This is a genomic window from Streptomyces longispororuber (assembly GCF_014656095.1).
GTDB classification, from domain to species: Bacteria; Actinomycetota; Actinomycetes; order Streptomycetales; family Streptomycetaceae; genus Streptomyces; species Streptomyces longispororuber.
Map to the genome: position 1 here is coordinate 1 of NZ_BNBT01000010.1, position 12,185 is coordinate 12,185.

The 12,185-nt window shown below is 74.2% G+C and carries 11 protein-coding genes; 4 read left to right on the forward strand and 7 right to left on the reverse strand.

From position 1 onward, the window contains the following. Window positions 1–831: hypothetical protein (locus tag IE330_RS05395; RefSeq protein ID WP_229925397.1), on the reverse strand; the 831-nt coding region annotated here is incomplete at its 3' end. A 379-nt stretch (window positions 832–1,210) separates the two neighbouring features. On the opposite strand from IE330_RS05395, the gene IE330_RS05400 reads away from it, so the two are divergent. Continuing rightward, the gene (locus tag IE330_RS05400) at window positions 1,211–2,443 is read left to right on the forward strand and encodes a serine hydrolase domain-containing protein (protein WP_373314573.1); all 1,233 of its coding nucleotides are present in this window, start codon (window positions 1,211–1,213) and stop codon (window positions 2,441–2,443) included. A gap of 153 nt (window positions 2,444–2,596) precedes the next feature. Beyond that, window positions 2,597–3,730 (forward strand): hypothetical protein, encoded by a 1,134-nt coding sequence (locus IE330_RS05405; protein WP_229925398.1) that lies wholly within the window; start codon window positions 2,597–2,599, stop codon window positions 3,728–3,730. A gap of 32 nt (window positions 3,731–3,762) precedes the next feature. On the opposite strand, the gene IE330_RS05410 is transcribed toward IE330_RS05405, so the two are convergent. The 6 genes from IE330_RS05410 to IE330_RS05435 form a co-directional block, all read right to left on the reverse strand. Then, complete coding sequence (locus tag IE330_RS05410; RefSeq protein ID WP_190134698.1) at window positions 3,763–4,698, reverse strand: aKG-HExxH-type peptide beta-hydroxylase; 936 nt, start codon at window positions 4,696–4,698, stop codon at window positions 3,763–3,765. Then, a complete protein-coding gene (locus IE330_RS39600) occupies window positions 4,698–5,657 on the reverse strand; it encodes a JmjC domain-containing protein (RefSeq protein ID WP_190134699.1) in 960 nt (319 codons plus the stop codon). The genes IE330_RS05410 and IE330_RS39600 overlap by 1 nt, the downstream gene beginning before the upstream one ends. 1 nt (window position 5,658) lies before the next feature. Next, entirely contained in the window at window positions 5,659–6,918 is a 1,260-nt protein-coding gene (locus IE330_RS05420; protein ID WP_190134700.1) for an MFS transporter, read from the reverse strand. A 2-nt stretch (window positions 6,919–6,920) separates the two neighbouring features. Next, a complete protein-coding gene (locus tag IE330_RS05425; protein WP_506005375.1) occupies window positions 6,921–8,060 on the reverse strand; it encodes a 2,5-dihydroxypyridine 5,6-dioxygenase NicX family protein in 1,140 nt (379 codons plus the stop codon). 296 nt (window positions 8,061–8,356) lie between these two features. Continuing rightward, on the reverse strand, window positions 8,357–8,509 hold the full coding sequence (locus tag IE330_RS05430) for a hypothetical protein (protein WP_190134702.1): 153 nt from the start codon (window positions 8,507–8,509) through the stop codon (window positions 8,357–8,359). 150 nt (window positions 8,510–8,659) lie between these two features. Next, on the reverse strand, window positions 8,660–9,826 hold the full coding sequence (locus IE330_RS05435) for a TolB family protein (protein WP_190134703.1): 1,167 nt from the start codon (window positions 9,824–9,826) through the stop codon (window positions 8,660–8,662). 506 nt (window positions 9,827–10,332) lie between these two features. Here IE330_RS05435 and IE330_RS05440 point away from each other — a divergent pair. Both IE330_RS05440 and IE330_RS05445 read left to right on the forward strand, forming a co-directional pair. Further along, window positions 10,333–11,397, forward strand: coding sequence for a beta-ketoacyl-[acyl-carrier-protein] synthase family protein (locus IE330_RS05440; RefSeq protein ID WP_190134704.1), 1,065 nt, complete (start codon window positions 10,333–10,335; stop codon window positions 11,395–11,397). Window positions 11,398–11,730: 333 nt separating this feature from the next. Beyond that, the gene (locus tag IE330_RS05445) at window positions 11,731–12,129 is read left to right on the forward strand and encodes a hypothetical protein (protein WP_190134705.1); all 399 of its coding nucleotides are present in this window, start codon (window positions 11,731–11,733) and stop codon (window positions 12,127–12,129) included. The last annotated feature ends 56 nt before the right edge of the window (window positions 12,130–12,185 follow it).

The following is a 12,185-nucleotide window of genomic DNA, read 5'->3' on the forward strand; positions in this document are numbered from 1 at the left end:
CGGGTCGGCGGCCGGTCCGCCGGGGGCCGCCAGGGCGCGATGTGCCGCGTCCGGTGCTCCCAGGAGCCACTGTCCGGTGAGGAGTTCGGCGTGGCCGTCGTACGCCGGGCCGCCCGCGGCGGTGTCGTCGGCGGCGCGCTGCCGGGCCGTCGCGAGCAGCGCCCGGGCGCGGCCCTGCTCGGCGGCGGCGTCGCGCAGGTCCGCCGCGAGGAACGCGCGGTAGGCGGGTGGGGCCGCGTTCCCGCCGGTGGCGTCGAAGGACCGCAGGACGAGCGCGGCGTCGGGGCCCAGGTCGGCGTGCACCCACGGCTCGTCCGCCCCGTGCGTCCGGGCCTCCTGTTGTGCGGTGAGCGTCCGCGCGAGGTGACCCAGCATCACCCGGGCGCCGAGCACGGCGGGGAGGACCGAGCCGGCCAGCTCGGCGCAGCGGCGCAGCCGTTCGTCACCGACGGCCGCGACGGCCGCTTCCAGGCCCGCCGTCGCGGAGGCCAGCGCGGCGGACGTCCCGGCCGGGAGGAACGCCGTGCCCGCGACCGGGGTCCAGTTGTGCTCGACGTGCACGGCGGCGGCGCGGAGCGAGCGGGCCAGGGTGCGGTGGTCGTACGGCAGGTCGTCGGAGGCGAGCGGGCCCTCCAGGAGCGCGCGTGCCCGCTTGCTCTCACCGGCGGCGAGCGCGGCGGCCACCTCGCACCACGCCTCCTCCCTGCCGGTGGCGTGGGCGGCGCCCTGGGCGGGCCGCCGCCGCGCGGGTCCGGGCGCGGCACCGGTCCCGGCGGTGCGGGGGTCCGCGCCGCGCCGCTCGGTCATCAGCAGATCCGTGAGCCGGTCCATGCCGTCCCCCTCGGTGCGGGCCGCGGTCGCGCGTCCGTCTTGTCCGTCCGTCCCCCTGCCGTCCTCCTGCTTACACGGGATCCGCTCGCGAGATCCCGCACGGGCGCGGGTTCTGCCGGGCGTCGTGGCGCGCTCGCGGGCCGCCGGGCGGGCCGATGGAAGGCCATGCGTGCCACGGGGCTCCCCGCGGCGGGCGCTCGGGGGTTCGGCGGTACGGACGTCGGGGGGACAGCCCCAGCAGGCACCGTGCGGGTAGCCGGATCGCCGGGGGCGGTCTCCGTGCCCATGCTGGGACCGGCACGGGACTCCGCCCGCGCCACAGGGATCCAGCGGCCCCCGGGGCTTGCCGAACGGCCGCTCGGAACAGAGGAGTTGGCGCGTGCGCGAACAGACAGAGCAGCGGTGCCGTCCGTCCGGACAGCGGGACAAGGGCCGGCGCGAGGTGGTGACGGGAACGCTCGCCGTGGCCATGGGCGTGCTCGCGGCGGGGGCCGCGGTTCCGCCCGCCGCGGCGGCGCCCGCCGCGGCACCTCCCGCACCGTCCCCCTCCCCCGCCCGGCACGGCGCGGCGCAGGTCGTGCAGCAGGGCCTGGACGCGCTCGTGCGCTCCGACGGGGTGCCCGCCGCCCTGGCGAGCGTCACGGACGGCAAGGGGCACACCCGTTCGTACACCGCGGGGCTCGGCGACATCGCCACCGGCGCCAGGGTGCCCCGCGACGGCCAGGTCCGCGTCGGCAGCAACACCAAGGCGTTCACGGCCGTGGTCGTGCTCCAGCTCGTCGCCGAGGGCAGCGTGCGGCTCGACGGCCGCGTCGACACGTATCTGCCGGGTCCCGTCCACGGCGACGGCGTCGACGGCGGCCGCGTCACGGTCCGCCAGCTCCTCCAGCACACCAGTGGACTGCCGGACTACGTCGGCCACTTGGGCGACGACATCCGCTACTACGAGCCCCGCGACCTCCTCGACCTCGCCCTGCGGCACCAGGCCGACTTCGCGCCCGGCGAGGGCTGGGCGTACAGCAACACCAACTACCTCGTCGCCGGGCTCCTCGTGCAGAGGGTCACCGGACGCCCCCTCGCCGTGGAGATCGACCGGCGCGTCGTCCGGCGCGCCGGGCTGCGCCACACCTACTTCCCCGCCCCCGGCGAGCTGCGCCCGCGCGAGCGCCACCCCAGGGGCTACCACCAGGCGTCCGCGGGCGCGCCCGTCGTCGACGCCACCGAGTGGGACCCCTCCTGGGCCTGGGCGGCGGGGCAGCTCGTGTCCACCAACTCCGACCTCAACCGCTTCTACTCCGCGCTGCTGCGCGGCCGTCTCCTGCCGGGGCCGCAGCTCGACCAGATGCGCACCACGGTCCGCGCCGGCCGCCCCTTCGCCGACGGCGCGCGCTACGGCCTCGGCCTGGTCGGCACCCCGCTCTCCCACGGCGGCCAGGTCTTCTGGGGGCACGGCGGCAGTATGACCGGGTACGAGACCCGCGGTGGTGTCACCGAGGACGGCCGCGCCGTCCACGTCGCCGTCACCACGCAGCCCGGCAAGGCCGTGCGAGAGCACATGGAGGAGCTGGTGGACGAGGTGCTCCGCTCGACGGCGCGCGCCCGCAGGGGGTAGCGCGGCTGGGGACGCAGGGCACCGGGCCGAAGCCGGTGGGCAGCCCGCCGTCGCTCCGTGCGATCATGCGGGTGCTTTCGATGGACCGGCACGGTTGTTCGGTTGACCGGCCGGTGCGAGCCATCGGGCATCGAGCGGAAACAGGAGTGCGGTGTGGCCAAGGGTGGGGGGCAGGACGAGGCGTCCGTGTCCGACGAGGAGTGGGAGCGGTTCCTCCGCGAGTCGGTGACGGGCGCGGCGGACGCCCCCGTGGAGCCGTCCGCGCGCGCCCGCGCCGTGCAGCGGCGGCTGCGCGAGAGCCCGGGGCAGCCGGAGGGCTGGCGCACGTACACCCCGGCCCCGCGCCGGCGCAGGACGGGCTGGTATGCGGCCGGGTCGGTCGCGGCGGTGGCGCTCCTGGCCGTGGCGCTGTTCCCGCAGGAGGTCGTCGGCTGGTTCGGCGGCGGTGACGGCGACGGCGGGCGGGCCGGGGGGACGGTGGCCGCCGAGACGGAGCGGCCCCGGGAGGCCCCCGCGGCGGAGCCGGCGCTGCGCCCCACCCTGGCCGAGCCGTTCCGCGGCTCGCCCGCCGCCCGCTGGGCCGACGGGGCGGCCGGGATCACGGTGCCGAAGGCGAAAGCGACCGGGTGGATGGACGCCGCCCAGGTCGAGCGGGCGCTGCGGCGCAGCAAGCAGTTCATGGTGGCCTCGGGGCTCGACACGCGTGTGCTGCGCGGTGAGCGTCCCGCGCGGGCGATCGCTCTGCTGAACCCGCACCAGAAGGACGTCCAGCGGTACCTGCGCGCCGCCCTGTCGTCGAAGGCGCCCACCGCCGAGAACGATCCGCTGCTGCTGTTCAGCCGCTTCCGGCCGGAGCGGGCCCGGCCGGCCGGGGACGTCGTCAGGACCCGGGGGCGGCTCACGTACCGGGAGGGGAAGCGGGGAGCGGTCGAGGTGACGGCGGACGTGACCTTCGTGTACCCGCTCACCCCGGCGGCCGGCGACGGCGGCCGGGACGCCGAGGTGGTCCGCACGGTCGTGCGCCGCGAGGTGGTGATGAGCTGGGACGACCCGGCGAAGGTCGTCACCGAGCCGGGCACGGCGTCCCTCGTCTCGTACGCGCTCGACATGACCAACGGCGGCTGCTCCGGCCCCACCGGCTTCTTCGAGCCGCCCTTCGGCACGGCCGGTGAGCAGCGCGCCGACGCCGCCCGCCGGGTGGACCCGTACGACCGCAGCGAGCCGGTCGACCGGAGCGGCGGTACGGCGTCCCGGGGCGACGACTGCGCGACGGCGACGCGTTCCTAGTACCTCCGGGCGTCCGGCTGCCTGACGGTACGTCAGCTCCGCTGGGCGGCGGTCAGTTCCTTCTCCCAGCGCAGGAGGTCGTCGAAGTACCGGCGGCCCTCGTCCGTCCACTCGGCGGCCGGTTCCAGGGCCTCGATGGTGCCCCGCAGGCGGTGCAGCGCGTCGTCGCGCCGTGCGGTGACCTCGGGCGGGGCCGCCGGTTCCGCCGCGGCCCAGCGGGTCAGCCCGTACGCCATGCGCGCCAGGACGTGCGCGGCGTGGACGGCCCCGCTGACCGGCCGCGGGTCGGGGCGGAGCGGGTGGCTGATCAGGACGTCGCCGTTGGTGACGAACGGGGCGAAGAAGTTCCGCAGGTACAGGGCGTGGTGCCCGGTCTCGTGCAGGAGCGCCTCGAAGGCGGCCGGGATGCTCGCGACGCTGGACGTGCCGAGGTACACCGCGCCGAAGGTCTGGCGGAGCGTGGCCGAGCGGAAGGCGCCGCCCTGGACGTACACGATGACGCGGACCAGCAGGTCCGACTCCAGGGCGGCTTCCGGCCACACCGTCCGCAGGGTGTCGCGGGCGGCTTCCAGGTGCGCGATCCCCTGTGTCGGGTCCGGTGCGCCGAAGTCGGCGTCGCCCGCGCCGCTGGTGCGGCGGATGTCGGCGAGGAGCTGGTCCGCGCCCCACCGGCACCACTCCGGTACGGGCGACGTGCCGCCGGGCGTGAGGTGTTCGAGCGGAGGCATCGAGCCCGCGCCCGTCAGCGAGCGGGCCAGCTCCGCGACGCCCGCGGGAGCCGTACCGCCGCCGGTGGGCGTCCGGGTGGCGGCCCAGACCAGGCCGGGGTGCGAACAGGCCGGTCCGGGCCCGGGCGGGAGGACCGGTGCCAGGCGGCCGAGGACGTCCCGGTGGTGGCTGCGGACCAGGCTCATGGTGCCGGCCGGGGTGATGCCGACCCGCACCACCTCGTCCCGTCCGGCACCCATCAGGCGTCACCCGCGGGGGACTCCACCGCCAGGATCTGGCCGAGGGAGGCCGTCTCGGCCTTCTTGAGCTGCTGCTCGCGAGCCTGGAGGCGGCGTACCACCAGGGCGGAGATCACCTCGTCGCCCAGGTCCTCCAGGGTGCGGAAGAGGTCCTCCCTGACCTCCTTCCACATCTCCTTCGACGCGCCGCTCAGCGCCTCGGCCGTGCTGGGCAGCCGGCCGCGCAGGGCGACGCTCCGCTCGGCGACGAGTTCCAGGGCGTCGTGGAGGATCTGGGTCCAGTTGTCCTCCACCCCGTCGGAGAAGGCGATGTGGACGGAGCCCTCCTCCGCCGTGGTGCCCTCGTGGTAGAAGCCGCGCGGCAGGTACAGGCAGTCGCCGGCGTGGAGGGTGACTTCGAGGCACTGCGGGGTGGGCGGGGTGACGCCCGGCTTGGAGCGCTTGACCGGCCACTGCTTCGGCGGTTCGTGCAGCCGCCAGGTCTTGGATCCTGCGAGCTGGCGCAGGAAGATGCTGGCCAGGTCGTAGTGCGCCTCGGCGCCCTTGGAGTGCGGCGGGGTCAGGAAGGCGTTGGCCGCGACGGGGACCCCGATGTCCTCGGACAGCTCGGCGCAGAAGGCCTCCACCTCGGGGCAGTAGGTGGACATCGCCTGGAAGACGAGCGTCGCGCCCTGCCGCATCTGGGACACGACGTACGCCGGGTCGGCGAGTCCGGACAGCACCCGGCGCTCGTCGCTCCCGTCGTCCCCGGGTTTGGCGGCCTTGCGGACCCCGATGTCCTGACCGTGCCGCCACAGTCTGATGTAGGGCGTCCGCAGCCCCCGCTCGAAGAGGAGCCGCTGTGCGAGGTCGGTCGAGAACACCTGGTCCAGCTCGCCCATGTCCCGGCTGACGTACGGCTCGGTGTCCCGGATGGACTTCAGCTTCGAGGGGTCGTCGAGGAGCTTCTCCACTGCCATCTCATACCTCCGCGTCTTCGGGAACCGGCTGTTCTTCCTGATGGAAATCGCGCACCCCGGGCACTGCCAGGACCAGCAGTGCGGCGCCGAGCTGGACGACCGCGGCGACGACGAGGACGGTCGTACGGCCCACCGTGTCCGCGAGCGGACCGATGACGGCCAGGCCGAGGGGGAGCAGGGCGAGGCTGCACAGCCAGTCGACGGAGCTGACCCGGCCGAGGATCGACGGGGGGAACTGGCGTTGCAGCGCGGTGTGCAGGAGCGTGTTGAAGGGCATCATCGCGAACCCCGCGAGCATGTATCCGGCGACCACCCACCACAGGGAGAACGGGGTGAGCAGCACGAGCGGCACGACGGTGAAGAGCGCGTTGAACACCATCGCGCTCGTCCCGGGCCGCTTCAGCCGGATGCGCCCGACGACGATCGTGCCGACGAAGCCGCTGAGGCTGAACATGGCGATGACCAGGCCGTAGGTCGAGGGTCCGGAGAACTCCTCCTGGGTGATGACCGGCAGGAGGACCATGTGGGCCGCGACCACCAGCATAGTCTGCACCGCGGTCATGGTGAGGAGGGCCGCCACCCAGCGCACGCGGCGCACCGCGGCCAGCCCCTCCCGGATCTCCTGGGCGATGGAGGAGCGTTTCCCCGCCCGGTCCATGGGTGGTTCGGTGACGGCGAGGACGCACAGCAGGCTCACCGCGAAGGTCGCCGCGTTGACCGCGAAGGCCGTGCGGGTGTCCGCGGTGGCCACCAGGACGCCGCCGAGCGCCGGGCCCACCACGGCGGCCGCGCTCTCCATGCTGCCCCGCCAGACGTTGGCGCTGAGCAGCCGGTCCTCGGGGACGAGGGAGGGCACCAGGCCGCCGTACGCGGGACGGAAGAACGCCTCGCCGCTGCCCACCAGGAAGGTCAGCACGGCGAGCGCGAGCGTGGTGGAGTCGAACGCGCCGAGCACCACCACGGTGATGGCGGCCAGCCGGAACGCGTCGGCGAGGATCATCGCCCAGCGCCGGGGCACGCGGTCCGCCCAGGCGCCGCCGACGAGTGCGAACAGGACCGTGGCGAGCATCCGGGCGCCGATCACGAGGCCGACGTCACCGGCGTCGCCGCCGCTCTCGATCACCCGCAGGGACACGGCGACGTTGAAGAGCTGGTCGCCGACGGCGCTGACCGCCTGCCCGGCCCAGAGGTAGCGGAAGTCGCGCAGTTCCATGGCGCTGCCGGCCAGTCGGCCCGCCACCGCGGTTCTCAGGTTGGGCATGTTCAGTCGTTCGCGCTCGCAGCCGCGGGAGTCGCAGCCGCGGGGTCCGTCAGCTCTCCGTAGCCGAATCCGCAGCAGTCGCCCGTGATGTCCTCGTCCCGCACGAGTGTGGGGTGTTCCTCCCCGTTGGGCTGGAGGTTCGCCAGGTCGACGGGTTCGGGGTCGTCGTCGATCCAGAGTTCCGCGCCGTCCGTGATCAGATCGAGGTGCACCTTCTCCTCGTAGCCGACCACGGCACGGTCCTGGTTGTGCTGTCCGAAGCCGATGTGCACGCCGACGCGGCGTTCGTTGAGGTGCGAGTTGGCCGGGATGAACCGGTCGATGCCGGTGTTCGTGCCGAAGCCCAGCTCCCCCACCCGGGTGCCGTGCGGCTGCTTGAAGCACAGCTCCACCAGCTCGCGGACGTCGTCGTCGCCGCCGGTGAAGCCCGTGGCGCGGCCGTCCGCGATGTCGACCGTCAGCGGGCGGGCCGCAAGCCGGGTGTCGATACGGGTGATGACGTTGCAGTTGAGCGCCCCGTCCGCCACCAGGCGGCCGTCGATCGCGGCCGGGTACGTGGCGATCTCCCCCGCCGGGAGGATGGTGAAGCCGCCCGGGCGCCACACCCCGCGGTTGCTGATCCAGTCGTACCGCTCGTTGTCGAGCCGGATCCGCAGGTCGGTGCCGCCCCGGCTGCGGACCCTGACGCTGCGCGCCCCGGTCAGCCGGGTCAGCAGCGCCGCGTTGCGGGCGCTGAGTTCGTCCGGGCCGAGGTTGAGCGCCAGCTCGAAGAACTCGCGCGACGCGCTGATGACGCGGACCACCATGCACCGGTCGTCTCCGAACTGCCGCAGCACGTGCTGGAGTTGGGCGAAGTGGGACATCGTGTCCCGTTCGAGCGTGAAGATGACGAGCCGGCCGTCGAACGTCCCGGGGTCCGGCACGGCGGCGTTCAGACGGGCGGCGAACCCGTGGTCCACGAGGGGCCGCATGCCGATGAGCCGCGCGCTGAGCCGTCGTTGCTTCAGTCCGGCGACCAGCCAGGCGGCTGCCTCCCGGCTGTCCGGGGTGAAGACGACGACGCAGTGATCGCGCTCGGAGAGGCCGGCGTACCGGTCGAGGAGTGCGTCGACTCCGTCCCGTACGTCGCGGCTGGACTGCACAACGGTCAAGACGTGCTCCCTGTGGCTTCGGGTCGGGTCGAGGGGCGTCCCCGGGAGGGGGCTCCGGCCGCGATGACCGATGCGGCCGGAACCCCCCGAGGGTCGTGCGGAACCGTCAGGCACGGGCCTCAAGTGGGCACCGTCAGGCGCGAACCGTCAGGCACGGACCCTCAGGTGGCGCCCGTCAGGCGCGAACCATCAGACCCGGACCCTCAGGTGGCGCCCGTCAGGCGCGAACCATCAGGTGGCGCCCATGAGGCGGCGCCCATGAGGCGCGAGCCGTCAGGCTCGAACCATCAGGTGGCGACGAACCACGCCATCAGCGGACCCTCGTCACCACTGCCGACCGGAACGAGCACCTCGGCCGACTCGGCCTCGGAGAGCTCGCGCAGAGCGTCCTCGACCAGCGACTCGTACGTGGGCGCTTCCACGGTGTCGGTTTGTGTCATCTTTGAACTCCTCTCAGACAACAACAGCGGCGCGATGCTACGCATCATGTCCATGCAGGGTCAATCAAAATGACGGCGTAACTCCCGTTTACTGTACGCCATTTGGGGTAGACGCCACCGGAAGGCGTGCCTCCGCAGCGGGGGTGCGGTCTACCGGGTGTGGCGCAGGAAGACGTCTTCCTGGCCGTTGGTGTCGCCGGGTACGAGGTCGGGCGCCGTGGAACCGAACACCACCGCGCCTCCGTCGGCGCTGACCCCTCCGGGGGTGACCCGGGCGCCGGCGGGGCCGACGGCGGTGGCACGGCCGGTGCGCAGGTCGACCAGGTGCGGGCCGTCGGCCCGGGAGACGACGGCGTGGTGGCCGTCGTCGGTGGCCGCCGAGGCGCGGCCCTCGGTGACGCGCTCGGTGGTACCGGCGCTCACGTCGTACGCGTACAGGCCGCCGCGCGCGTTGAACAGGACGCGGTGGCCGTCGGCGGTGATCCGGACCAGCTCGGCGGTGCCGAGCCCGGCGTCCAGTGGGACGCGCCCTGCTCCGGAGGCCTTGAGGAACACGTCCGCCGTGTCCTCGGAGCCCTCGCTGTGGCCGCCGATCTGGTAGGCGACGCGGGTGCCGTCGCCGCTCACCGACGCGCCGCCCTTCTCGCCCTCCTCGGGCGGCGAGATCAGTTCGTCGCTGCCGGTGGCGGTGTGCCGGACGTACAGCAGCCGGAAGTTGGCGTCGCCGCGGCGGTTGCCGATGGTGTACGCCACGTGCGTGCCGTCGGGGCTGAGGGAGTTGACGGAGCCCAACTCGTTGAAGCCGGGCGGGTCCTCGGGCCACAGCCGTTCGGTTCTGCCGGTGTTCAGGTCGTGCAGGTAGGGGCTGTTGAAGCGCTGGTTGGCCGTGAACGCAACCCGGCTGCCGTCCGCGCTGAGCAGCGACGCCCCGTAGAGGTGACCGCCGCCGAGGTCGATGCCGGTGAGGGCGCCGGTGGCCAGGTCCTTGACCTTCAGGCACGACGTGTATCCCCCGCAGCCGAGGTCGGCCGCGCGCGTCACGAAGGCGACGCGGCGCCCGTCCGCGCTGATCGCTGCGGTGTACGAGGGGCCGTCGAGCTGGGTGCCGTCGGCGGCGGTGCTGACCCGCTCGGTGCGGGGCGTGAGTGGGGTGGGCGAGGTCGCCTGTGGGGTGGGCGGGGCGGGCGGGGTGCGCGGGCCGGGGTCTGCCGTGGCGGGGGCTGCCGTGGCGGGGGCTGCCGTGGCGGGGGCCGCGCCGAGGGTGGCTATCAGGACGGTGGCCAGGAGTGTGGTCGGAACGTACCGGTTCCGGAGCAAGAGGCCCTCCACAAAGGGGTGTCGGTGGCACCGCTCGGGTCACCGGGCGACGCCGGGGCGGACTGATCGGGGGTGTGGGTGTGGCTCTGGCTGTCAGGGTGGATGTGGTCGTGGCTGCCGCACACGAGGGGCTCCGCGCGGGTGTCCCTCCGCGTCGGCTACCTTTCCGCGTCGCCGGTGCCGTGTACACCCACATTGCCGGGGGGGTGGGTGCCTTGGGGGGGCGGTGGGTGCTGCTCCGTTGGGCCGGTGGGTGGGCCGCCATGTCGGCGGGTGGTGCACCTTCGGGCGGCCGGGTGGATGCGCCTCCGGGCGGCCAGCGGGTGCACCCCGCGTCGGCGGGAGGGGCCGCCCTCCGCGCCGGGGCCCACCCCGCTGGTGGCACGCTGGGGCTGCGCGCGGCCGCCCCCGGCGGCTCGGGCGCGTCCGCGCGCCCGCCTGCGCGGCCGGCCCGTTCCCACCCGCACCTACACCTACACCCACCGCACCACGGCAAGGAGAGTCCCGTGCAGACCTTCATAGGCCCGCCCGGCATCGCCCGGGGCGAGCACGAGATGACCACCGACGACGTCGTCGAGGCGTTACGCACCCTCCACCCTCGCTCGGCGCACCACCCGGACCTGCGGACGGCGGCGCAGGCGGTCGCCGGGCAGCGCCGCAGACGCGTGCACCCGCTGCGGAGCGAGTGCGCGACCAAGCCCTATCCGGCCGAGGAGCGCTACCGTGACCGGCGGGCGCTGATGGAGCAGGCGGGCCGACGGGCCCTCGAAGGCGCGGACATGGCCGCCCAGGACATCGCTGGCCTGGTGGTCGTACAGGACCCCTCCCCCACCGAGACCGACCAGCACCATCTCGACCGTGACCTCGTCCTGACCCTGGGCCTGCCGGCCACCACCGCCCGCGTGCCGCTCACCGGTATGGCGGGGTGCGGCGTCGTGCACGCCCTGGCCGTCGCGGCCGACATGGCCGGCGTGGGCAGGCCCGCCCTGGTGGTCGCGGGTGAGGTGCACCAGCCGCTCCACACCGTCGACACCGGTGCCGTCTCCGCCACCTCCCTCGTCCGCCAGCTCATGGCCGGTGACGGCGCGGCGGCCGTCGTCGTCACCCGCGAACCCTTCGCCGTGCCGGGCCTGGCGATCGAGGACACCTGGCAGTACGCGCGCCACGCCGCGCCCCCGCGTGGCGAGGGGTCCGCCCACCGCGTCGCGGACCACCCGGGCCTCTCCGCCCTGCCCTGGCTGCGGCCGGGGCGGACGCTGCCGGAGTTCGCCCTCGTCCACCCGGGCGGCCCGGACCCGTTGCGCTCCCTCAGCCGTACGGCTCCCTTGCCGCGGCGGGCGCTGGAGACCTCGTACACCTGTATGGCCACCGAGGGCGACCTGGGCGGGGCGAGCGTGCTGCAGATGCTGGCGCGGCTGCACCGGAACCCGCCCGCCGTGAACACCCCCGGGCTCCTGCTGGGGCTCGCCCCCGGCGACCTCGCCGCGGCCTGCCGCGTGCGGTGGACGCGCCGCGCCCCGGCCCGGGGGCCGGAACCCTACGGCACGGCCGGGCGCCCGGCGGCCGGGTAGCCCGTCACCGGTAACCCACGGCCGGGACGGCCACCCAACTCGCTTGCTGCCGTTCGGCGTTCGACGGCTCGCCCCTCACGGACGGTGCCCACACGCGGCGCCAGTCGAGAACAATCACCTCGCGGAAGACGGAGACGCGTCACACCGCCCCCGTGCACGGCCGTAGCGTGACCACGCGGTGCGGAACGGCCGGTCTCCGTCACGCGGTACGGGCGAAGCCGCGTGGGGCGAAGGCGCGCGGGAGAGCCGCACGAGGCGAAGCCGCACAGGCAGAGCCACACGAGGCGAAGCCGCACGGAAAGAGCCGTACAGCCAGAGGAGAAGGAAATCCGTATGAACCATGACCGTCCCCGGTCCTCCGAGGAGTTATGCCGGACGCCGGACGGCCGTTCCGACGGCGCCGGTGGCCGTCTGGCGTGTCTGATCCAGCACATCGCGGACTCCCTCCACCGGCGGGGCTATCGCGTGCAGCAGGTCATCGAGCACTCGGTGGAGGACGGCTTCGGCCCGCAGGTGGTCGTCAAGGTCGCCGCCGCCACGTACATCAACATCTCCTGCCGGAACCCGCCCGCCACGACGGGATGGTGTGCCGTCAAGCTCACCGGCAGCGAGCGCGTCCTCTGCGAGGAACTGTGCCTGAGCGGCGGCGGGAAGGCGGCCACCGCCGACGAGATCGTGGACGCCGGCCTAAAGGCGCTCGACCTCCCCGCGGAGCGCCCCCGTAATGCCTGACGCGGTTTCACCCACCTCCCTCACAGCTGGAGAACCCACCATGGCCCGACGGGCGT